22 protein-coding genes are annotated in these 21,382 nt (G+C 44.1%); 9 read left to right on the forward strand and 13 right to left on the reverse strand.

Features of this window, described 5'->3' with window-relative positions; genetic code table 11:
- Window positions 1-99: 99 nt before the first annotated feature.
- The 3 genes from MHM99_RS05715 to MHM99_RS05725 all read right to left on the reverse strand — a co-directional run bounded on the left by MHM99_RS05715 (window position 100) and on the right by MHM99_RS05725 (window position 3,716).
- Window positions 100-1,188: a glycosyltransferase family 4 protein gene (locus MHM99_RS05715; RefSeq protein WP_014977256.1), complete on the reverse strand. Its 1,089-nt coding sequence runs from the start codon at window positions 1,186-1,188 to the stop codon at window positions 100-102.
- 181 nt (window positions 1,189-1,369) lie between these two features.
- The gene (locus tag MHM99_RS05720) at window positions 1,370-1,711 is read right to left on the reverse strand and encodes a YraN family protein (protein WP_049589072.1); all 342 of its coding nucleotides are present in this window, start codon (window positions 1,709-1,711) and stop codon (window positions 1,370-1,372) included.
- A 4-nt stretch (window positions 1,712-1,715) separates the two neighbouring features.
- A complete protein-coding gene (locus MHM99_RS05725; protein WP_049589063.1) occupies window positions 1,716-3,716 on the reverse strand; it encodes a penicillin-binding protein activator in 2,001 nt (666 codons plus the stop codon).
- A gap of 141 nt (window positions 3,717-3,857) precedes the next feature.
- Between MHM99_RS05725 and rsmI the strand changes: the two genes are divergently transcribed.
- The 3 genes from rsmI (at window position 3,858) to MHM99_RS05740 (ending at window position 5,907) form a co-directional block, all read left to right on the forward strand.
- Window positions 3,858-4,694 (forward strand): 16S rRNA (cytidine(1402)-2'-O)-methyltransferase, encoded by an 837-nt coding sequence (rsmI, locus tag MHM99_RS05730; RefSeq protein ID WP_014980129.1) that lies wholly within the window; start codon window positions 3,858-3,860, stop codon window positions 4,692-4,694.
- Window positions 4,695-4,792: 98 nt separating this feature from the next.
- Window positions 4,793-5,056, forward strand: a complete 264-nt coding sequence (locus tag MHM99_RS05735) for a hypothetical protein (RefSeq protein WP_049589062.1) — start codon at window positions 4,793-4,795, stop codon at window positions 5,054-5,056.
- 83 nt (window positions 5,057-5,139) lie between these two features.
- On the forward strand, window positions 5,140-5,907 hold the full coding sequence (locus MHM99_RS05740) for a glycosyltransferase family 2 protein (RefSeq protein WP_049589061.1): 768 nt from the start codon (window positions 5,140-5,142) through the stop codon (window positions 5,905-5,907).
- 91 nt (window positions 5,908-5,998) lie between these two features.
- Here the strand turns inward: MHM99_RS05740 and nspC are convergent, their stop codons facing one another.
- The 4 genes from nspC to MHM99_RS05760 all read right to left on the reverse strand — a co-directional run bounded on the left by nspC (window position 5,999) and on the right by MHM99_RS05760 (window position 10,456).
- Window positions 5,999-7,129, reverse strand: a complete 1,131-nt coding sequence (gene nspC, locus MHM99_RS05745; protein WP_049589071.1) for a carboxynorspermidine decarboxylase — start codon at window positions 7,127-7,129, stop codon at window positions 5,999-6,001.
- Window positions 7,130-7,305: 176 nt separating this feature from the next.
- Window positions 7,306-8,508 carry a saccharopine dehydrogenase family protein gene (locus tag MHM99_RS05750; protein ID WP_014950514.1) on the reverse strand — a complete coding sequence of 401 codons (1,203 nt, stop codon included), beginning with the start codon at window positions 8,506-8,508 and terminating at the stop codon, window positions 7,306-7,308.
- Between the two features lie 299 nt (window positions 8,509-8,807).
- Window positions 8,808-9,218 (reverse strand): hypothetical protein, encoded by a 411-nt coding sequence (locus MHM99_RS05755; RefSeq protein ID WP_039226244.1) that lies wholly within the window; start codon window positions 9,216-9,218, stop codon window positions 8,808-8,810.
- A 203-nt stretch (window positions 9,219-9,421) separates the two neighbouring features.
- Window positions 9,422-10,456: an AraC family transcriptional regulator gene (locus MHM99_RS05760; protein WP_239218502.1), complete on the reverse strand. Its 1,035-nt coding sequence runs from the start codon at window positions 10,454-10,456 to the stop codon at window positions 9,422-9,424.
- Between the two features lie 99 nt (window positions 10,457-10,555).
- On the opposite strand from MHM99_RS05760, the gene MHM99_RS05765 reads away from it, so the two are divergent.
- Both MHM99_RS05765 and MHM99_RS05770 read left to right on the forward strand, forming a co-directional pair.
- On the forward strand, window positions 10,556-10,984 hold the full coding sequence (locus MHM99_RS05765) for an SRPBCC family protein (protein WP_061486446.1): 429 nt from the start codon (window positions 10,556-10,558) through the stop codon (window positions 10,982-10,984).
- Window positions 10,971-11,783: a sterol desaturase family protein gene (locus MHM99_RS05770; RefSeq protein ID WP_039226248.1), complete on the forward strand. Its 813-nt coding sequence runs from the start codon at window positions 10,971-10,973 to the stop codon at window positions 11,781-11,783. Before MHM99_RS05765 ends, MHM99_RS05770 begins: the two co-directional genes overlap by 14 nt.
- Window positions 11,784-11,860: 77 nt before the next feature.
- Here the strand turns inward: MHM99_RS05770 and MHM99_RS05775 are convergent, their stop codons facing one another.
- Together MHM99_RS05775 and MHM99_RS05780 are read right to left on the reverse strand one after the other, a co-directional pair.
- Window positions 11,861-12,106: a DUF4282 domain-containing protein gene (locus MHM99_RS05775; protein WP_014950508.1), complete on the reverse strand. Its 246-nt coding sequence runs from the start codon at window positions 12,104-12,106 to the stop codon at window positions 11,861-11,863.
- A gap of 172 nt (window positions 12,107-12,278) precedes the next feature.
- A complete protein-coding gene (locus MHM99_RS05780; protein ID WP_239218504.1) occupies window positions 12,279-13,208 on the reverse strand; it encodes a pyridoxal-phosphate dependent enzyme in 930 nt (309 codons plus the stop codon).
- A 107-nt stretch (window positions 13,209-13,315) separates the two neighbouring features.
- Between MHM99_RS05780 and MHM99_RS05785 the strand changes: the two genes are divergently transcribed.
- The 3 genes from MHM99_RS05785 (at window position 13,316) to MHM99_RS05795 (ending at window position 15,445) form a co-directional block, all read left to right on the forward strand.
- Entirely contained in the window at window positions 13,316-13,972 is a 657-nt protein-coding gene (locus tag MHM99_RS05785; protein ID WP_239218506.1) for a chalcone isomerase family protein, read from the forward strand.
- A gap of 60 nt (window positions 13,973-14,032) precedes the next feature.
- Window positions 14,033-14,593 carry a DUF3833 domain-containing protein gene (locus MHM99_RS05790; protein WP_101565650.1) on the forward strand — a complete coding sequence of 187 codons (561 nt, stop codon included), beginning with the start codon at window positions 14,033-14,035 and terminating at the stop codon, window positions 14,591-14,593.
- Window positions 14,594-14,806: 213 nt separating this feature from the next.
- Window positions 14,807-15,445, forward strand: a complete 639-nt coding sequence (locus MHM99_RS05795; protein ID WP_039226261.1) for an RpiB/LacA/LacB family sugar-phosphate isomerase — start codon at window positions 14,807-14,809, stop codon at window positions 15,443-15,445.
- Window positions 15,446-15,554: 109 nt separating this feature from the next.
- Here MHM99_RS05795 and MHM99_RS05800 read toward each other — a convergent pair whose 3' ends face one another.
- The 3 genes from MHM99_RS05800 to aceK form a co-directional block, all read right to left on the reverse strand.
- Window positions 15,555-16,955 carry a HAMP domain-containing sensor histidine kinase gene (locus tag MHM99_RS05800; protein WP_049586014.1) on the reverse strand — a complete coding sequence of 467 codons (1,401 nt, stop codon included), beginning with the start codon at window positions 16,953-16,955 and terminating at the stop codon, window positions 15,555-15,557.
- Window positions 16,952-17,632 carry a response regulator transcription factor gene (locus MHM99_RS05805; protein ID WP_014950502.1) on the reverse strand — a complete coding sequence of 227 codons (681 nt, stop codon included), beginning with the start codon at window positions 17,630-17,632 and terminating at the stop codon, window positions 16,952-16,954. The genes MHM99_RS05800 and MHM99_RS05805 overlap by 4 nt, the downstream gene beginning before the upstream one ends.
- Before the next feature lie 299 nt (window positions 17,633-17,931).
- A complete protein-coding gene (gene aceK / locus MHM99_RS05810) occupies window positions 17,932-19,662 on the reverse strand; it encodes a bifunctional isocitrate dehydrogenase kinase/phosphatase (RefSeq protein ID WP_049586015.1) in 1,731 nt (576 codons plus the stop codon).
- 179 nt (window positions 19,663-19,841) lie between these two features.
- Here aceK and MHM99_RS05815 point away from each other — a divergent pair, with 179 nt between their 5' ends.
- Window positions 19,842-20,240 (forward strand): response regulator, encoded by a 399-nt coding sequence (locus MHM99_RS05815; protein WP_014950500.1) that lies wholly within the window; start codon window positions 19,842-19,844, stop codon window positions 20,238-20,240.
- A gap of 104 nt (window positions 20,241-20,344) precedes the next feature.
- On the opposite strand, the gene arsB is transcribed toward MHM99_RS05815, so the two are convergent.
- The gene (gene arsB / locus MHM99_RS05820) at window positions 20,345-21,373 is read right to left on the reverse strand and encodes an ACR3 family arsenite efflux transporter (RefSeq protein ID WP_014980115.1); all 1,029 of its coding nucleotides are present in this window, start codon (window positions 21,371-21,373) and stop codon (window positions 20,345-20,347) included.
- Window positions 21,374-21,382: the final 9 nt, after the last annotated feature.

Below are 21,382 nucleotides of genomic sequence, written 5' to 3' on the forward strand. Positions count from 1 at the left end.
TAATGGCCAGTATCTGAAAGTCAGAGGTTTAAACTGTGGCCTCAGCGCGAGAGAAAAACGGCCTAACGTTTATCGCTCGCGATAATCAACTCGCATTTACTATTGAAGCGTGCGAAAAAACTCAACCAGGTTTCTAGCTTCATCTTCAACCTTAAAATTTTTCACAACGTGTTCGCGTCCGGCTTTGCCCATTTCTGCAAGTTTGTCCATATCTGAAAGCAGCAAATCCATCTTTTCTGTGACAGCTTGCTGGTCTTTGGTAGGAACAATATACCCATCAACGCCTGGCCTGATGATGTCTTCCCATGCGCCCGCCTGAGTAGCTAATACCGCAGCCCCAGCACTCATGGCTTCAGGTACAGTTAATCCAAACCCTTCGTTATAGCTAAGTGCACTTACTAATGACAGTGCACTGAAGATTCTAGGAATTTGCTCAAACGGCAATTCACCGGTGAAAACAATTCGGTCAGTTAACCCGGCTTTAGAAATTTTTTCTTTAAGCTCGTTTACAAATTCTTGGTTACTCGAGGATATGGCACCTACAACTACTGCGTTCACGTCAGGGTATTTGGGCAATACTTTGATGCATGCTTCAACAAATAGATGAACGCCTTTTTGCTCTCTAACTCTGCCCAGAATACCAATGCCGTACTTGCCGCCGTAGCCTAATGCTTGCCATGCTTCTTGCTTGTTTTCTGCTGGCGTGTAGTTGTCTATTTGCACACCGTGTAGATTTATCTTGGCGGGGGGCTTATTTAGATATTTTGCAGAGCGATTACTCATTGCAATAACCGCATCCATTTTATTGCTTAACCACACCGTAGAAGCCGAACGCTTTCGCTGAGCGGCAGAGCTAAATACAAGCTTTATCTTGGCGCGAAACACGTATTTGAGGATCACACCCTGAATCATCTCGTCAACGCGACGCGCATGAAAAATTCGCCACTTACCATTACTAAGCGGGCGTCGACACATTTTTGCGACCTCCCAAAAAGTAATAGTCATTGATGGGTCTGGAACAAAATGCTTGCCCATTATCCGCAAATTAATCATATGCTTCTGTAGCGATGTTACTTGCAGCATCGTAGACGTTACGCCAGAAAAATTAGAGCTGGAGTTGCCGACTATTAGCTCTATTTCTTGGTTATCAACGCTGCTGGACGAAACCTTGTTGTTGGGATGACTCATTATTTGTGGGAACCTAAGAAACTTTCATCAAACCGATGAAGGGTTGCAAATCATAAGATAAAACAAACGGAATACTTCTGACATAAAGACATTTTCATCAATATCGGCCACGCCCATCGTTGGCGTACGCTTCTAGCCCTCTTTGGGGGACATCAGTTTAAAAACTGGATATTGTCAGTCTTTAGCCCACGTTCTTCAACCACTGAAGGTTGTCTCCGTCTATGGCAACAACGTCTATTCGCAGAGAAGTAGACGCTGGATTTAAGCCATTATCTAACAAATAGAAATCAAACGCAGCCTGAATTCGCTGGAGCTTTTTGGCAGTCACAAACTCTAAAGCACTGCCAAACTGATTTCGTCTTCGGTATTTAACTTCAACGCACACTATGGTGCAGCCGTCTTGCATTACAATGTCGAGCTCGCCACGCCGAGTGTGGTAATTTCGACATCGAAGAATAAGGCCTTGTTCCATCAGATATTTACAGGCCTTGTCTTCTGCTGCACTCCCTTGCAGTGTTGACATCATTTTACTCCGAAAGCATTTGAACTTTTTCGTTACGAATAATTGCCTGAGGCTGTTTGCGTATTACTTCACCTTGTTGATTAAGGGAAAGTGTACCCGTTAACCCTTCGTGTGAAAGATATTTCAGCGTGTTCAGCATGCCTAGCTGAGGCAACAACTGATAGGCATCAAAACCGAACGCAAATAAACGTTTTTGCATAGTATTTTGATTTTGCCAAGCCTGTTCAACCTCCTGCTGAAGAGGTTGCCAACTATGTGAAGGCATTAACCAAGGCATGTCGATAAAGTGCACATTCTGCAGGTCACGCCACTGGTTTTTCCCGCTGTCGTAATCCATTGAACGAGAGGTGGCATACACGGGGACTTGTTTGCCATCGTATGGGTTTAAGCTCGCTTCGATAATGGGGTTAAGCAGTTCTGTGTCTTGAGGTGAGGCAAATGCAACAATGGCATCAATATCACGCCTACTGCGAGGCATGTTGTACACTTCATCATTTGTCATGTACTCAATTTGATTGATACGCTGGTTGCTTTGCGCCACATCTAGCGCCTGTGTAATTCCCTCTCGAAGTGAATTACTGTCGTTAAACGATACCGACGTTATGTTGGCTCGCTGCTTGTTTTCCTGATTGTTGAGTATTCGCCAGTGCTTTTTAAAGGTGTCGTCCATTCGCTGGTACAGACTGCTTTGTGCGGCAATAACGATAGGCGCACGATATCCTTTATTAAAGATAAATTCAGCAAGCTGCTTTGCTTCATCTTCTGGTGCTAGCCCGTAATAATTCAGCGAGGTAGGCAAGCCTAATGAGTGGAGTTCATTTTGTGTGTCATCACCTGCGAGACCTGTACCAGAGGCAAGAGCATCATCGGCTATCGCCGGATTAGATGATCCTGTTGCCAACCCTTTAGCAGACGCATTGTCTGGCAATTCGTCAGGCCTGTTTAATGCAAGTACGTTCACACCAAGCGGCAAACTGGGAATTAAACGCTCAACAGTGTCTTTTAAAAGAGGGCCAATGATGAACTTGGTATCGCCAATTTCGCTGAGTAAATGTTGTGTATCCACTTCGTTGGTGTCGATAAAACGAAGACGAGGTAGAAGGTGTTCATCTTGGCGCTTTTCAACATCGGTGTAATAAGCCGCCATGATGCCATTTTTAACGACTTGACCTGTGCGAGCTAACCTGCCAGAAAGTGGCAGTAAAACCGCAATATCGTTGGCGCCAGCATCGGTAAGCTGGGTTGCTTCAATCACGTTTTCGGGCAAAGCGTTTTCTAATACATGACCGCGATAAACCTGCTTAAATTGCTGCAGGCTTTTGGCTAATTTTTCCGGTGACGACGCGTTTTCTTCGGTTAGTTCGCGAAGAGTAATGAAAGGAGAAAGGTCGGGATAAGCACTGCCTACTGAATCTAGTGACGATGCAGGAATGGAGGTAATCCACTGCCAAACTTGTTGCACTTTTTCATCGTCAGTAAGATTGGTCTTTAATACGCTATTCGCTGCCGCAGCCAGGTTGCCTTGCTGCGTGAAGAGCTGGGTTTGAAGCTCCGCTTTTTGGAATGCGGTTTCGCCTGTACCGGTTATGCCATCCAACATAGCCAGCAATTCTTCTGCCGAGGCATCAGGCATTCCCGCATAGGCTTTGGTTACCAGAAGGGAGTAATAAGATTGATTTACACCTGAAATACCGTCTTCTTTTACCTCATATAGCACTTGCTGAGCCAAAACGGGCTGTTGATTTTGAAGGTACAGGTCAGCCGCTTGCAGCAACAGCGTATCGCGCTGTTCTTTGTTGCGGGTGCGCTCCCATACTTTTTTTGCTTCAAGGAGTTTGTGCTCAGGCGTGACGTTATCTTCAACCTGTGTGGTTTCAATTGGGGTAGGTTCCACTACCACAGGCTTTGACTGGGTTTTAGGTGTACTTCCACAGCCCGTTAGCACCAATACAGAAGCGACGGCTGATAGCGTAAAGATTTTTCCAGCTTGTCCAATATGACGCACAGTTTCATTCCTTTTACATCGTTATAGGCCAAGTTTATCTTAACCAGTGTGAAAATCTACGCTTGCCAGCATAATCTGGACTAATGGCGTGATACACTTATCGCATATTCTTCAAAATTAACGTAAGACTTAATCACTGTTATGACAGACACCGCCACCTTATATATTGTTCCAACACCTATCGGTAATTTAGACGACATAAGTGCCAGAGCAATACGCGTATTAAGTGAAGTAAGCTGGATCGCTGCCGAGGACACCCGTCACAGCGCTCGACTCTTACAGCACTTTAGCATTGGAACGAAAACTCTTTCTCTGCACGAGCATAACGAAGATAAGCGCACAGCAATGCTTTGTGAGCGTTTAAAGGGCGGCGAGTCGGTAGCATTAATAAGTGATGCTGGAACGCCGTTAATCAGCGACCCGGGCTTTGTTTTGGTACGCAAGTGCCGTGAGCAAGGTATTCCGGTTAGCGCTCTGCCGGGCCCATGTGCTGCAATTACAGCATTAAGTGCTTCGGGACTGCCAACAGACAAGTTTATATTTGAAGGATTCCTACCGGTTAAAGTGCAGGCACGTGAAAGCGTGTTGTCAGCGCTAATAGATAGAACGTTCACCACAGTTTACTATGAAGCGCCACGTCGAATTTTAGACACCGTTACTGATATACAGCGCGTTCTAGGCGATCGCCAGATTGTGGTAGCGAAAGAGCTATCCAAAACCTTCGAAACCTACGTGAGTGGCAGCGCGCAAGATGTAATTGATTATCTCAATGCGGATGTTGCGCACCAGAAAGGCGAATTCGTCGTCATGATTGGCCCTGCGAAGGTAAGTGACCAGGCGATACCCAGTGAGGCAATGTCGTTGCTAAGTGTATTGTGTGAGCACATGCCGCTTAAAAAGGCCGCGGCGGTGGTCGCCACTCACTATGACTTGAAAAAGAATGCGCTTTATCAAGCTGGGCTAGACGCAAAAGCGTAAACACGTTGTTGATCTTAAGGGCCTTAGAATAAATACAAAGGAGTGTAATTCACGTCAACTGCCCAGTTCAAAAAGGACTGAGGTTTATGGAGGCTCATATGACAAAAACACTCAAAATCACCATGTCAGAAGGAAAATGGTTAGTTGATATATTTTCTCAAGCTAACGACTCAGGTGTTTACGACTTAATCCACCCTAATACCTTTGCGGAAGTTTCTCTTAATGAAGGCGAAATGTACGGCTTTCGTTATAGCCTGCATGGAAAAGCAGGAACGTCATTTAAAATTGAGTTAGATGACGAAGTGCTGGCTGAAGGTGAGCTAGACAAATCTGAGGCGGCGTCGGGAAGTGGGGTTGTATAGTCTCTAGAACAGTGTTTAGCGATTATTCTGCACGCTTTTATTGTATACTCGCCTGTTTTAGAAGCTCTCTTTAGGATTGAAGTATGCGCCAAACCCTTTCTGTTATTGTTATTACCAAAAACGAAGAAGACCGCATAGCCCGTTGTTTGAAGTCTATCGAAAAAATAGCAGATGAGATTGTTGTTCTTGATAGTGGTAGCACAGATAAAACGGTAGAAATTGTTCACCAATTTACAGACAAAGTGTTTGTTACAGATTGGCAGGGCTTTGGTGTTCAAAAGCAACGAGCTCTGGATAAAGCAACGTGCGATTGGGTGTTATCTCTCGACGCAGATGAAGAAGTGGACGAGCAGCTAGCGTCCACTATCTCAAAACTACTCAAGTCCGAGCCCACTCATAACGCTTACAAATTGCGTTGGCGCAATATTTTCCTTGGAAAAGTTACCAGATTTGGAAGGACTGGCAGGGCACCTACAAGGCTTTTTAAAAGAGAAGCGTCACATTTCACCAAAGATATTGTCCATGAAAAAGTGGTACATCAAGGTGAGGCAATTTGTTTGAAAGGTGGCTATCTAAAACATTACTCAGTGCGTGATTTTGAACACTTGCTACATAAAAATCGCGATTACACATGCCTAATGGCGACTAAAAAATTTAAGGCAGGTAAAAAGAGCCATGGGCTTGCGTTGGCATTGTTAAGGTCAATGCTAACCTTTATCCAAATCTATATTTTCCGCTTAGGGATCTTGGATGGAAGTAGAGGATTCCTGTTCGCTGTTTTGTTCGCACAATATCAGTTTAATAAGTACGCAGGCCTTTGGGCGCTAGAACAGACAAAATCGAACTCATAATTTGCATTTACGAACCTAAACAAAAAGCCCGTGACGTCAATGTCACAGGCTTTTTTTATAGAGAATAGCTAACTGATTTTTCGTCTCAAGTTTAAGACAAGCGACCTTTAAAGTCTTCGTAAGTGAATTCGCGAACCAGCTCAAAGTCGCCGTTAGAACGCAGAATGCCGATAGCAGGATGTTCTACACCGTTGAAGAAGGTGGTTTTTACCATGGTGTAATGCATCATGTCCTCAAACTGTAATCGATCGCCGGCCTTAAGCGGCGCATCGAATGAGTAGGTATCAATGACATCGCCAGCAAGGCACGAATTGCCACCTAGCTTCACATTATATGCTTTTTCATCAGGCATACCCGCGCCCAAAATTGTAGGGCGATAAGGCATTTCCAACACATCTGGCATATGTGCAGTAGCTGAAATGTCTAGAATAGCGATATCACCGTCATTTTCTACCATATCAACCACTTCGCAAATTAATGGCCCTGTCTGCCATGCTACCGCAGACCCTGGCTCAAGAATTACGTCTAGGTGTGGGTAACGGGCTTTAAAGTCTTTTAGTGTGTTGATGAGGTGCTCAACATCATACCCTTCACGGGTCATCAGGTGTCCGCCACCTAGGTTTAACCACTTTAATTGACCAAGCCATTTGCCAAAACGCTTTTCAATGGCTTCAAGGGTGCGTGCAGTAGCAAAAGAATCACACTCACAAAGGTTGTGGCAGTGAAAACCTTCAATACCCGATAAGTCTACGCCCTCTAGCTCACTAGCGCGTATGCCTAAGCGCGAACCTGGTGCAGCTGGGTCGTACAGTGGCGTATCGGCTTCTTGATGCTCAGGGTTTATACGAAGGCCTAACGACACGCCTGCTAGCACGTCTTTATGCGCGTTCCACTGGGTCAAACTATTAAAAGACAGGTGATTAACAAGACTCGCCAATTCCTTTGCGTCATTAACCTTGTACGCAGGAGAATATGCGTGAACTTCTTTACCCATCTCTGCAGCAAGTTTCGCTTCCCAAACCGAACTGGCCGTTGCGCCGTGTAAGTACTGTTTGATGATGTCGAAGCAAGACCACATAGAAAAGCCTTTAAGCGCCAAGATAATACGCGCGCCAGATTCGTCTTGAACCCGTTTCATCAGCTCAAGGTTTTTAATTAATTTTGCTTCTTCCAGCACGTAGCAAGGAGAGGGAATATCAGTACGTTTAGTTAAATCGGTCAATGGGATAAAGCTCCAAAAAATAAAACGGCTTTCAACATTTATCAAACGCCTAATGTATTACATTACAGGTCGTAGCTCAAAACTACTCTGTATCCTACATTCCAGTAATCTGATCTAGATTCAAATAGTGGCGCTAATAAAAAAGGGCGCTTGAATTAAGCGCCCTGATGTTTCAATTATTTAGTGAAAGGGCTACCTTCACATTCGAGTACGTGCCATGGCAGACCATGCTCGTTAAGCATATCCATGAATGGGTCTGGATCGAATTGTTCCATGTTCCATACACCTGCTTCTTTCCACGTGCCGTTAAGCATAAGCGCTGCGCCAATCATCGCAGGAACACCTGTGGTGTAAGATACTGCTTGCGCGCCTACCTCTTCGTTACATTTCGCGTGGTCACAGTTGTTATAGATAAAGATAGTTTTTTCTTTGCCATCTTTAATACCTGTGATGTAAGTGCCAATGCACGTCATACCGCTATAACCTTCAGCAAGTGAGCCTGGGTTAGGAAGCACGGCTTTCAAGAACTCTAGTGGTACAATCTTCTGGCCTTGGAATTCAACTGGCTCAATGCTAGTCATACCAATACCTTCAAGTACACGCAGGTGGTTAAGGTAAGCATCGCCAAAGGTCATCCAGAAGCGTGCACGCTTAAGGGTAGGGAAGTGCTTAACAATAGACTCTAGCTCTTCGTGGAACATCAGGTAAGATGCGCGAACACCAATGTTTTGATAATCCAGATCTTCACGTACGCTTAACGGATCGGTTTCTTTCCACTCGCCGTTTTCCCAATAGCGACCGCGTTGGGTAATCTCACGAATGTTGATTTCAGGGTTGAAGTTAGTCGCGAAAGCCTGGCCGTGATCGCCGCCATTACAGTCTACGATATCAAGATAGTGGATTTCGTCGAAGTAATGCTTAGCTGCATATGCTGTGTAAACGTTCGTTACACCTGGATCAAAGCCACTGCCAAGAAGGGCCATGATGCCCGCGTCTTTAAACTTGTCTTGGTAAGCCCACTGCCACGAGTATTCAAACTTCGCTTCGTCTTTAGGCTCGTAATTGGCGGTGTCTAGGTAATCAGTATTAGTTGCAAGACATGCATCCATGATTGGAAGGTCTTGATATGGCAACGCAAGGTTGATTACTAGGTCTGGCTTTACTTCGTTGATAAGTGCTTCCACTTCTTTTGCGTTATCAGCATCAACAGCGAAAACACCCTTAACGCGATCTGCACCTACTTCTTGCTGTAGCGCTTCACACTTAGATACCGTGCGGCTTGCTAAGTAAATTTCGTCGAAATGTTGCGGTAAACGTGCACATTTTTTCACAGTTACCGACGCAACACCGCCAGCACCAATAATTAAAACGCGAGACATAATAACTAATCCCTAATTTTGCTAATGAATTTTGGGCTGAATGCTAGCAGACCAATGGGATTTGGCAAGCAAAGACAGCCCATGACAGTACAAAAAATTTTAATCGTAACAACGAATGTAAAAGGTATTGCACACCTACTAGCGGCCTACCTTTCAAAGCCCTCATTATTGACCGTTTATAGTCCACGCCGAGATACGTCGTTCAATAGAAGTTTGAGCTGATACGAGAGCAGACACGTTTTAAAATTAATAACGTGTCTGCAATTCTGCTCGGTTTAAAATATAAAGTCGCTCGAATTTCAGCGGGTAACCGTATCAATTGGTGGCGATATGACTACCTTATCATCAACTTTGTAATAAGGGTAAAGAATCAAACGCTCTTCATGATTTGGTGTAGCAGTGGCTATGGCAATGGCGTCGAGGGTTTTACTGTCTTGGGTATTAACCGCCGCAGCATAAACCAATACGCTGTAGCTGTTTGTGTCGGTGGTGGTATCGATAATTCGCCACTGAAGCTGCTCGATAAGCTGTGACTCTCGCTTTTGACCTTGTGTTTCGTCGTTGAAAATACAACCTACTCGGCCGTTTTCATAGATGGCGGCAAAGGGGTAAAACACATCGCATACGGGTAACATAAGCTCACATAAGCTTAGTGACTTCGACACGAGTACGTTTAATGGCGTTGGCAATGTAACTGGACGGTCGATCATAGCGCATCTCCTGTGAGTTAGCGTTGCTGGACACTTGCTAATACCTACGCTTACTACGTCACATTAGTTTAATATTCACCATTGCGATAGCTAAACATTACCATTTCATACTAAAAGATTAAGAGACTATAGGGCGATTGCTTTTTATCGGTTGTTTTTCAACGCGACTTAATAGTTCGGCGATGAGGAAGTGGACATTAGCTTTAAGGCGCTAAAAGTTGTTTTTGGTATTTCAGTGGTGTTGTTGAGTACCACTTTTTAAAGGCGTGGGTAAATGATGATTGTTCCTGAAACCCCAATAAATCTGCGGTATCAGCGATGGAGTGATGTTTCAGCAAATCATCTAAGCGGGCTTTGCGTTCGCTATTGAGAATTTGTTGAAAACTAGTGCCACTTTGCTTCAATTTTCGCTGTAAGGTGCGCGGACTGATAAAAAGTGCATTGGCTACGCGTTGCTGATCGCAGCCTTTTAAGGTTGGATTGGCTTTTAAAAGCGCAACGACTCTATGACTTATGTCTTCATGCTGATTGGCGTAGAACTGGCTATTGGCAAATTGAACACGGTCGCCGCCTTTGCTCGCCATTAGTGCTTCTTCGGATACTTTTACAAGCGCACTAAACATCGCTTTGTTCTCGCTGGTAAATGGAATATGTAAAAGGTGCTGAGGAAAAATAATGGCGTTGGTGTTGACGTTATCAACCACCTCACAATTGAACCACATCGCTAGCATGGCTTTTTCCGAATCGCTCAAAGGAAACGTAAAGGCGACGGCATTCAGTTTACAGGCAGAACCTAATATCTTGTAGACGGTTGCTACCCAGGCTGTGGTGTTGCGCAATACCATCTGCTTGCAATCGGCGCTTTTGGGTACCCACTCAACGCGGGTATTGTCAGGTTCGAAAAACACGCTAGTGGTGCCGATGTCAGCAACTAAAGCGTCAAAGCGGGTAAGCGCATTTATGGCTTGAACCAAGTTTTCGCAGCTTTCAACAAGGTAACCCAGCACCCCGTAATCTTTCGCCTGAATATGTTTACCTAAATCAAAACCAAATAACGAATTGTTGGTTAATGCGACCCCTTGGTTTAACAGCTCAACGTATACATCCATATCAACACGTGAAGAGCCAGACAGTGAGTCATGCTTTTGGGTAGTTAACGAAACATTGTCGGCATTAACGCCTAAGCTAACTAAATAGCTCACCGTACTTTGGATATAGGCTGAGGAAACTGATGGCATATGCATGTCGCAAAATAACAAAAACACTGTCGCATTAACGCAAGATAAAATAGAAATGTCAATTTATGCTAGGAGCCGTCAAAAAAGGAAATAACCTAGATGGTTGATGTTTACTACCAAAAAAATATTGCTGCAACGCCCAAAGAACTGTGCGATACGCTGCTTGATCACCAGAATTTAAGCGATTTTTTCAACGCATCGTTTAAGGTATTGAAAGCAGAAAATGATAATGAGATTAGCGGCGGAAAAGGCTGCGTAAGAGAAGTCACTATTCTCAGTGTACGTTTTAAAGAAGAGATTATTCACGCAGATACCAACGGCATTGAATATAGAGTGGTTGATGACTTCCCAGTGAAGGCTCACAGGGGCGTTATTGCGTTCACGCAGCAGGAAAATTCAACAAACGTTTCTTATCGCATTACCTGTCGGGCGCCCTGGTATATACCAAACTGGTTACTGACGCGCCTGTTGCAAAACGATATTGAGCAATGTCTAGATAAGTTAGGAGCACGCTTTGATCCCCGTTGAACTTATTTTGCTAGGGTTAAGCCCCGTATTTCTACTGTGTGTTTTTGTTGAATTTAAGAAAGCGCGACAGTTTTACAATGTAAAAGACAGTGTGAACAATGCCTTACTTGCACTATTGCATCAGGGCTCTGATGCATTGGTCTTGCTTCTACTAATGCCTTTTTTTATTTGGTTACACCAGTTTTCACTATTTAAAATAGAGCTTAGTGCACTATCACTTTTTGCAGGTTTTATCCTTCAAGACTTTTTGTACTACTGGTTTCATCGTGCTTCACACAACATACACTGGTTTTGGCTAGCGCATGTGGTACATCACAGCTCGACAAAAATGAATTTCACAACGGCCTTCAGACAAAGCGTTTTGTACCCTTTTGTCGGCATGTGGCTGTTCTGGGTACCAATGATTCTTATTGGTTTTTCGCCAAGTCTGGTTTTTGCCATTGTCGCTATCAATCTGGCTTATCAGTTTTTTGTACACACTCAGACAATTGGAAACCTAGGCTGGGTAGAGCGTATCTTCAACACGCCTACGCATCACCGTATTCATCACGCAACGAATAAACCATACATCGATAAGAATTACGGTGGCGTACTTATTATATGGGATAAATTATTCGGCACTTTCGCTAAAGAAGACAAAACGATAACGATAAAGTACGGCATTGTAGGAAAAATGCCTGAGGACAATCCTCTTAGCGCTAACTTCAGTCAAATAGGTGTGCTTCGTGAACAGCTTCAGCACGCAAAAGGGATAAAAGCAAAGTTAAAGAGGTTGTTTGGCTATCCTGTCGCAGATTGATACTAATGGACTTACACAATCAAAGTACTAAATGAATTGCTAGCGCTACCTAGAGAAGCGCTAGCCTTGGTATGGCACTATTCTTTACTAGCAATTTTCTGAAGGTTGCTGTGAATTTTGAAAAGTACGATAAGCAGTTCGCACCAGATTCTTGCGCCAATACAGCCAGACACGATAATAAATAGGCCGTATACAAAACTCGCGTCGTACCCTACAAACATCGTTGTTACGCCACTTACCACAGATCCTAAAAGCAATAGCCAGTACACGAAAGTGATAATCTTAGGGGTTAACATTGAGTCGAAGAAGAAAATATCTTTCATAATCATTCCTTGATGAAGTTTGCAGGTAGCAAGCGCTAATGTTTATGCCGCATCCTGCGACAAACTTCTTGTTGTTATCGTTGTTTAGTGTTTAAAAGAATTGTGAGCAAGCTCACAGGGATAGTTGTAACACCGAAAGGTAGTGGGCGCAACACTCTGTTATAAAAGGGTTTTATCTTGCGCCTTGCAAGCCGCCTGTGTGCAGTACAACAATGCGTGACCCGTCTTCAAACATACCTTTGGCCAGCATATCTTTAACTGCCCAAAAGGCTTTGCCGGAATAAACAGGCTCGATATCAAAATCGAAAGTATTATTAAAATCGTTGCAGAAGGTTTGAAGCTCATTTGGCGCTTTGGCGTAACCACCGAAGTGGTAGTTGTGTTCAATATGCCAATTTGATCGCCCAAGCGAGGCTGGAAGAAATTGTTCGACTAATCCTTCTAAGTAGTCTTCACCCTTCAGCACGCCAACACCGACAGCGTTGCAACCAGTGTGATGGAGAGTGTCTTTCGCATTATTTTCATTACGTTTATTTAATGCACTGACTATTCCCGCCAAAGTGGCTCCACTAGCGACAGGAGCGACAATAAAATCAAAGTCTATGTCGATTTCATCAACCATGTCCTTTATCCCTTGAAGCGCTTGTGCTTGGCTTCCGCCCTCAGGAATGATCATCGCGTCAGGTTGCTGCTGCTTAAGATGAAGTAAATATGCGCTATCGTTTCGCTTTTTGTAAGTGACTCGGTCTACATAGTCGATACGGGTGCCCCAACTTTTCAAATCCTCAATCATGGGTGTAGGTGCAGCGCTGTAATCACCGCGAATAATGGCGTTAAAAGGAATGCCCAATTTATAACAAACAAAGCCTAGTGCATGCAGGTGGTTAGAAAAACCGCCGCCGAAACTCACTATCGTTTTTGGCAACGGGCTGGTGAGCGCATGACTTAGCTTTCGCCATTTATTACCTGACATTACAGGGTGAATAGCATCATCACGTTTAACAAATAGCGATACCTTGCTGGCACCTTCCCAATTTGGCTTAAATGGGACTAGCGGTGAGGGCAGGGTTAATGACGATTTAAATGCATCAAGGGGAAGCACAACGAGAGCCTAGTGTCAGTTGATCAAATGTGTGAAGGCAAGAGTATAACCAGATAGAAATTCAATAAAAGACCTGTAATGTTTATTACGCTAATAAGAGCATAGTTATGGTTATCAAAATGTATGGCCTATTTCGCCAGTTGAGAGCTAAATCCTTACCAATGCGCTTAGAAAGTGCCAGTGGTGTGTGGGGATATTCGATGTATAGCGCTAGCATGGCTGCGAAGATGTTTTCCATCATGCTTTTTGTTTCGATATCAACAAGCGGGCTAATCATGTCAAAGAATGCGGTTGCGCAAGAGCCAGATGTTAAGTACATCAGTAATTATGTTCCCAATGCAAAGCTCGTAGGAAAAGGAATGTTCTCTTACTACTTCTGGGATGTGTATACCGGTGAGCTTTATGCGCCTGAAGGTGAATACGCCAACCAGCCCCCCTTTGCACTAAAGTTAACGTACCAGCGAGACTTGGAAGGCAAGAAAATTGCCCAGCGTTCTATTGATGAAATGAAAAAGCAAGGAGACCTATCGGCTGATGATTCAGACAAGTGGCTTTCCCTAATGAATAGTATCTTTCCTGACGTCAGCGAGGGCGACGTCATTACCGGTATCGCTACGAAAGATGGCACGAGTGTGTTTTACGTGAACGGTGAAAAGGCTGATGAAATTGAAGACAAAGTATTTACACAGCGTTTTTTTGATATCTGGCTAAGCGATAAAACGTCTGAGCCAAAATTTAGAAAGAAGTTATTGGGAAACGGATAAGGGCAACGCTTTATTAGCATTACGCCAAGTCTATCTCGTCAAATGATTAAGGTTGCGAAAGTGATAAAGAATACGGTGAAGTTTGTTTTAGGAATCGGAATTGCCGCTTTAACGGTGGCAGGGCTATCCGGATGCTCTGTTTCAGTCGATGGTGAAGACTACAGGTCTGTATCGCCTGTTTTCGATATTGAGCAATTTTTTGATGGGAACGTTAAAGCCTGGGGCATTGTTCAGAACCGCTCGGGCGAGGTAGTGCAAAGGTTCGTAGTAGACATCGATGGTTCAGTAGATGGCGATACGTTAACCCTTGATGAATCCTTTAATTACGGTGTGGGCGACGGTCCAACGTCCCGTACTTGGACCATTGTAAAGCAAAGTGATAATAGCTATGTGGGTCGCGCGAGTGACATTGATGGTCCAGCCAAAGGCACAAGCTTTGGCAACGCATTTAACTTTCATTACGAGATGGATTTGCCGGTGGATGACACTAGCTATTCAGTGACGTTTGACGATTGGTTTTGGGCATTTGACGACAGTACTATGATGAACCGTTCGTATATTCGTAAGTTTGGCATTGTGATGGCAGAAGTCACCATATTTATGCAAAAACAAACAGACTAATACGCCATTCACCTCGTTTTTTGAAAAATGCTGGCCAGTAGATTTACTGGTCAGTGAGTTGTTACTCGTCGGCCCTCCATCTTCATATATTTCCGTTTTCGTTTCACATTTGAAACTAATCGACATTTACTTTGGCATTACCCGTGAGGTGGCATTTCGTTCCATGCTAATGTAAGCGTTTAATTCGTTATTTTTCTTTGCTTAGGAGCGTTCATGAAAGTTGCATTGATGATGGAAAACAGTCAGGCGGCTAAGAATCCGGTAATATTAAATGAGCTCACAAGCGTGGCGGACTCACTGGGACACGCTGTATTCAATGTGGGTATGAACAGCGAAACTGATCACCATCTTACCTATGTGCACTTAGGCATAATGGGAGCTATTCTACTCAACTCAAAAGCTGTCGATTTTGTGATTTCAGGCTGTGGTACGGGTCAAGGGGCTATGATGTCATTGAATGCTCATCCAGGCGTATTTTGCGGTTATTGTATCGACCCTTCAGATGCATTTTTGTTTAACCAAGTTAACAATGGAAATGCGTTAGCGTTACCTTTTGCAAAAGGCTTTGGATGGGGCGCTGAACTTAATGCGCGTTATATCTTTGAGAAAGCGTTAACAGGCGAGCGTGGCGCGGGCTATCCCGTTGAACGTAAAGAACCTCAAGTACGAAACGCTGGTATTCTCGCAGATTTGAAACGTGCGTTGGCTCCAGAGAGCTACGTCGATTCACTGAAAAAAATGGACGTTGAACTGGTTAAAACAGCCGTATCTGGAGAGCGTTTCCAGCAGTGTCTATTTGACCACGGTCAAGATGAAGAGATTAAAGCGTACGTGAAGTCGCTGTTAGCGTAAGCGACTGGCACAAATCACAACGTTGAAAATGTAGGATAAAAACGCTGATGCTAAGAAGAAAGCGTCAGCGTTTTTTTATTTTTTGTCGACAAAAACAATAGTCCAAAGCTTAACGCTTAAACGTAAATACCACACCTAACCCGTGCCCTTTAACTAGCGGGTCGTGAATAAACCAAATGTGGCCGTCGTGTAACTTCACAATGGCAGACACAAGCGATAAGCCCAACCCATTTCCCTTACTGGTTCTACTGCCGTCTGCCCGATAAAATCGGCGCTCCAGATTCACAATTTCATGTTCACCCACGCCAATTCCCGCATCGTTCACGGCAATCACGATATGACTTGCTGTGGTAGAGAGCTGTACGGTGACCACACTTTTTTCATTAGAGTACTTTATGGCGTTGTCTAACACGTTAGCTACAGCTTGAAATAGCAGGTTAGGATCGGCAAGCATTGTAACTGCAACGAGCTCGCTCGAAAGGGTAATGTCGCGCTCTTCTGCAAGGGGGTGATAAAGGTCAACCACGTCCTCTACGATGGCGCGTACGTCAGTGGAACAAAAGCCTTCTTTCTTATTGGTGGTTTCAAGCCCACTTATGCGTAACAAGCTGTTAAACATGTTTAACAGGTTGTCGGCTTCTTGGGTTGTATCTTCCCTTAGTTGAGTGTCTTCGATTTTTTCTAGCGTGTTGCGAAGTCGAGATAACGGAGTGCGAAGGTCATGGGCGATGCTATCGGTCACTGACTTTATATTGTTGACTGAACTCTCGATAGTATCGAGCATTTGATTAAACACAAATGACAAACTGCTCAGGTCGTCCCAATTACTGTCAATTTCTAAACGCTCTTGCAAGTTTCCCGTTTTGATAATTTTATCCGCCGTTTGCGACATGCGGTTAATTCGATTAACCACGTAAACAGCAATAGCGAAGCTCAGCACACTCAAGGTACAAAGCAACACCACAATGATCCAGCTGAACGTTTTACCAAACCACTGTGCGCTGTATAAATCGTCAATGCCACGACCAACGTAAAGCACGTGATCGCCAAGGGTTACTTCTCTCATAAGTACTTGGCGCAGCGTTTTTCTCGTTGTGCTATTGGGGCGGGTGATAACTATTTCTGCGGTAGCAAAACTGGCACCTTTGTGGCGCTCAAGAACAAGGGGAATTGACGACAGATTGCCAGCCACTACTTGTTCATCTTTACTCAGTGCAACAAATGAACGTAGGTGGTCGGAGGCTGAGGTGATTGTTGAGCCATTTGGCGAATGTTGGCCATTGTCTTTGGCTATCGCTAACTTAACCGCCTCAATACCGAGGTTTTCATAAAAAGTAATCAGAGCGTTTGTTTTGGCATTAACGGCAGCATTCGATTCCGAAATAAACAAGTCGCTGCTCGTTAATCGCCAAAAATAAACAATTAAAACAATGGCAATACAAGCTAGAGTAGTGAGCAATACGCCTACGCGAAAACTTGAACTACGCGTAAAGTCGCGTATTGCTATCATGCAAGCCCATCCGCTATTCGATATCCTGTGCCTCGCACAGTCTCTATAAGCGGGACATTAAACGCCTTATCCACTTTTTGACGCAAGCGGCTAATGTGAACATCTATCACATTCGTTTGCGGGTCAAAATGATAGTTCCAAACCTGCTCAAGCAGCATGCTTCGCGTCACGACTTTACCCTTGTGACGGAGCAGGCATTCAAGCAATTGAAATTCTTTAGACTGCAGGTCGATCTCTTGATCGCCGCGCAATACTTTGCGGTTAACCAGATCTAGAGTGAGGTCGCCTACTTTTATCAGCGTCTTGTCTTCACCTTCTTTGTTACGACCTGCAAGGCCCTCAACGCGAGCAAGTAACTCTTCAAAGGCAAAAGGCTTAGTTAAATAATCATTAGCGCCTGTGCGAAGGCCTTTGACCTTGTCTTCAACCTGACTTTTTGCACTCAGTAATAAAACGGGCGTTGTGTTGCCTTCTTCGCGAAGTTTTTCTAAAACAGAAAAACCGTCGAGTTCGGGCAGCATCACATCCAGAATTACGGCGTCTAATTCGTTACTTGACGCCTGTTGGTAGCCTGATGTTCCATCACCTACAGTAATACATTCATGCCCTTCACCCAATAGTCCATTTGCAATGTGCGAGGCAACCTTTGGATCATCTTCTACAAGTAGCACTTTCATTATTACGCTTCTTTTGTTTATCAACATTCACACACTTGTTTGGCGTTGCTGTCGCCATTATGTGGCGATTAATCGTCAGCAAGCAAAATCAAGCAGTCGCAAAGCAGTATCGCTTTCACATGCTTTTACGAGTGTTAAGTAACGAAACGATCACTTTTAAGCTTTTTCGCATGTAGCGACAATCTGTTCAGGTGTCTAGTGCCCTAGAGGGCGCATGCACAGTGCTTTGGCTTGCTCTACACTATTGAACTACACTGGGGCCCCGGTCAACGTGCATCTTGATCAAACACTTAACTTAGTTAGCCTCTGTCAAAACGCATGCTGGCGTTGTAAGGCGTGAAGTGTTGAACATCGCCTCGTGCACATTTTTCCTGAACTTCGTGCCAATATTCAGGGGTCATCAAATCACCGTGCAACGATTTAAGTATATCTTTGAACTTGCGTTTACCTACAATGAAGTGCTCAAACTGCTCGGGGAATACGTCGTTAGGCGCTACCGAGAGCGTATCAATAGCATAAGGATCGTCAGATTTCGGCAGGGATCTAAAATTGCGCTCATTCATTAAACAAATTTCATCATAGTCGTAGAAAATAACGCGGCCATGACGGGTAATACCGAAGTTTTTATGTAGCATGTCGCCAGGAAATATGTTGGCCATAGCAATTTGCTTAATGCACAGTCCAAGCTCATCTAATGCACGGGTAATTTTCTCTTCATCTGTTTCTTCTTGTAGATACAGATTAAGCGGCGTCATTTTCCGTTCAATGTACATGTGTTTAATGATGAGTTCAGATTCAGTGAATTCTAGGCTCGATGCACACGTTTCTTTCAATTCTTCAATAAGTTCAGGCTCAATTCTGTCTAGCGGAAACCTGAAGTTTACGTACTCGTGGGTATCTGCCATTCGACCCACACGGTCTGACATTTTCACTAACTTATAGCATTCTTTAACGTGTTCACGCGTGATTTTTTTACTCTCTGCAAACTCGTCTTTAATAATCTTAAACACCACGCCATAAGAGGGCAGATGAAAAACCATCATGACCAGGCCTCGAATGCCCGGGGCCGCCTCAAATTTGTCGTCTGACTCGTCCATGTGCTGCAAGAAGTTGCGATAGAACACTGTTTTACCGTGCTTATAGTGTCCCATTGCCATATAAAGCTCAAAGTGCTTTTTATTAGGGAGAAGCTCTTGAAGAAAGGCGGCAACTTCCGCAGGATTTTGAGTGTCAGCCATAAAGTAGCTGCGAGCAAAACCGAAAATAACGCTTAAGTCTTTGCGATCAGTTAACAGCGCATCCACAAACATATGGGGTTCGTTATAGCGTCGCATGGCGATAACAAACGGCAGCGTTTCGTCGGGCATGCAAATTCGCCCAATCAGGTAAGCGGCTTTTCCTCTAAAAAACGTAGGCTTAAGGATTTCCACAGCTTGAACGCTGGCTAGCTGCTCCTTATTCAACCGAGCGCGAAGCGCGCTTTCAAGGTTCTGTAGGTCTCGCTCGAAGTTTTCAAATGGAATGTTGTATCGATATATCTTAAAAATTGACTCGTACATTTCACGCACCGTGGTGGTGGTGTCGAAGCTGTTAATCACTTTGTCTCTGTCTTGCCCGGGTAAGAAACAGCGGCTGGGCAAGACAAACATCATATCGTTATCGATTTTTCTATGTTTAAACAAGCGACCAATTACAGAGTTGTAAAAGGTTTCGGCTAGCTCAAACTGCGGGTGGCCTTCTAGCTGTAAAGCAAATACTTTCTTAAGCTCTTGCCAGAAAGCGTCGTCTTTTTGATGTACTTGAGTTAGCTGATAAATTTCGGCAACAGCGTCTGACAGGCTTTGCTCGTAAATGGTTATTCGCTCTTTAGAGGCAAGCTGAGTTTCTTTCCAATTTCCCTTTTCGAACCTTTCTTGAGCGCCACGAGTGATGCGGGTGAACCATCGATAACTCTTATCGAAATGAGACAAAATTTGATAGGCAACTTTTCTTACCAAACTCTTATCTTGGCTAGTAGCTAACTCTTGCATGGTCGTGTGTTCCTTATTTTGTTACTCGCTATATCTACCACAAAATAGATAGCTTGAAGAGTGAAGTTTGGCGCAGATAGCGATTAAGTTACCAATTATCAGACACTTTTTTGTTTTATTATACTTTCGTTTAATGTATTCTGTTGACGGATTAATAACCAATTATAAGTTTGTATTTGATGGGTTTTAATATTCTTATTTGTGATGACTCGGCGCTGGCGCGAAAAATGGCGAGAAGCAATTTGCCAGATGGCTTTGCTGAAACTATTTACGAAGTGTCAAATGGTATGGACGCGTTGGAAGTATTGGCTCATCACACAATAGACTTGGTTTTACTGGACCTGACCATGCCTGTTCTTGGTGGCATCAGTGTGTTGAGTGAAATAAAACGCCGTCAGCTAGAAACGTTTGTTATCGTCGTGTCTGGTGATATTCAGCCAATGATGCAAGAAAAAGTAATGTCTTTAGGTGCACTGGGCTTTATTGAAAAGCCGATAAAACGGGACGTACTAACGTCAGTTTTGCAGCGCTTTGGCTTTATTCTTCCCGATACTTACAAACCAGCGATTGCGGTTTAAGATTTTAACGACTTATAAAGAGCGTTGTAAAAAGCGTTGATAAAGGTTGATGAGAAAAATTGATGAAAAGGGGCGAACTGCGGTTCGCCCTTTTTCATATGCGCTTAGTCAAACCAGTGGCGCGTTTTGTTCGCAAACCACACTAGCGAAAGCATAACGGGCACTTCAACTAATACACCCACCACAGTGGCAAGTGCTGCGCCGCTGTGTAAACCAAATAGCGAAATAGCGACGGCTACCGCCAATTCAAAAAAGTTAGACGTACCAATCATACATGCCGGTGCTGCAACATTATGCGGCAGTTTCATACGTTTTGCCGCAAAGTAAGCAATGGCAAAAATACCGTAAGTTTGTATTAGTAGCGGTATCGCGATAAGCACGATGTCTTGCGGCTGCGATAAAATAGTTTCGGCCTGAAGACCAAACAAAATAACAATAGTGAGTAGCAGGCCGATAACTGAAAAGGGTTTGAACTTGCTAACCAATGCGTCAACAGCGCCATTTCCTTGTGCGTTATTGCCTTTATTTTCCAAGTGACGACGCGTGATATAACCCGCGACCAATGGCAATACAACATACAGTGCAACAGAAAGCAGCAGGGTATCCCATGGTACGGTTATATCTGTTACGCCCAGCAGCATGGCGGTAAGCGGTGCAAAGGCAACGACCATAATCAAGTCATTAATTGATACCTGGACTAACGTGTAGTTAGCATCCCCTTTGGTAAGGTGACTCCACACAAATACCATCGCTGTGCATGGAGCGACGCCCAGTAGGATCATGCCGGCAATGTACTCAGTGGCCGTTTGCGGATCTACCCAGTCGGCAAAAATGCCCTTAAAAAATAGCCAACCCAATAGTGCCATAGTGAAGGGCTTTATCAGCCAGTTAATCACCAAGGTCAGTACAAGGCCTTTCGGCTTTTTACCCACGTCTTTAATTGAGCCAAAGTCTATTTGTACCATCATTGGGTAAATCATTAGCCAAATAAGTACTGCCACTATCAGGTTTACGTGTGCATATTCAAGCGCCGCAATAGACGCAAATACACCCGGCATGGCATAGCCTAGGCCCACCCCTGCAACAATGCAAAGGCCAACCCACACTGATAAATAACGTTCAAAGAAACCCATTCTGATTCA

This window comes from Alteromonas sp. MmMcT2-2 (genome assembly GCF_022348305.1).
Classification (GTDB): Bacteria; Pseudomonadota; Gammaproteobacteria; order Enterobacterales; family Alteromonadaceae; genus Alteromonas; species Alteromonas macleodii.

Coding starts and splice junctions, on each gene's coding strand:
- rsmI (WP_014980129.1), top strand. CDS start 3,858: ATGACAGACACCGCCACCTTATATATTGTTCCAACACCTATCGGTAAT.
- MHM99_RS05775 (WP_014950508.1), bottom strand. CDS start 12,106: ATGAAAGATATTTTCTTCTTCGACTCAATGTTAACCCCTAAGATTATC.
- MHM99_RS05795 (WP_039226261.1), top strand. CDS start 14,807: ATGAAAGTTGCATTGATGATGGAAAACAGTCAGGCGGCTAAGAATCCG.
- MHM99_RS05800 (WP_049586014.1), bottom strand. CDS start 16,955: ATGATAGCAATACGCGACTTTACGCGTAGTTCAAGTTTTCGCGTAGGC.
- MHM99_RS05715 (WP_014977256.1), bottom strand. CDS start 1,188: ATGAGTCATCCCAACAACAAGGTTTCGTCCAGCAGCGTTGATAACCAA.
- MHM99_RS05735 (WP_049589062.1), top strand. CDS start 4,793: ATGACAAAAACACTCAAAATCACCATGTCAGAAGGAAAATGGTTAGTT.
- aceK (WP_049586015.1), bottom strand. CDS start 19,662: ATGCAAGAGTTAGCTACTAGCCAAGATAAGAGTTTGGTAAGAAAAGTT.
- MHM99_RS05805 (WP_014950502.1), bottom strand. CDS start 17,632: ATGAAAGTGCTACTTGTAGAAGATGATCCAAAGGTTGCCTCGCACATT.
- MHM99_RS05740 (WP_049589061.1), top strand. CDS start 5,140: ATGCGCCAAACCCTTTCTGTTATTGTTATTACCAAAAACGAAGAAGAC.
- MHM99_RS05785 (WP_239218506.1), top strand. CDS start 13,316: ATGGTTATCAAAATGTATGGCCTATTTCGCCAGTTGAGAGCTAAATCC.
- MHM99_RS05755 (WP_039226244.1), bottom strand. CDS start 9,218: ATGATCGACCGTCCAGTTACATTGCCAACGCCATTAAACGTACTCGTG.
- MHM99_RS05760 (WP_239218502.1), bottom strand. CDS start 10,456: ATGCCATCAGTTTCCTCAGCCTATATCCAAAGTACGGTGAGCTATTTA.
- MHM99_RS05765 (WP_061486446.1), top strand. CDS start 10,556: ATGGTTGATGTTTACTACCAAAAAAATATTGCTGCAACGCCCAAAGAA.
- MHM99_RS05750 (WP_014950514.1), bottom strand. CDS start 8,508: ATGTCTCGCGTTTTAATTATTGGTGCTGGCGGTGTTGCGTCGGTAACT.
- arsB (WP_014980115.1), bottom strand. CDS start 21,373: ATGGGTTTCTTTGAACGTTATTTATCAGTGTGGGTTGGCCTTTGCATT.
- MHM99_RS05815 (WP_014950500.1), top strand. CDS start 19,842: ATGGGTTTTAATATTCTTATTTGTGATGACTCGGCGCTGGCGCGAAAA.
- MHM99_RS05720 (WP_049589072.1), bottom strand. CDS start 1,711: ATGTCAACACTGCAAGGGAGTGCAGCAGAAGACAAGGCCTGTAAATAT.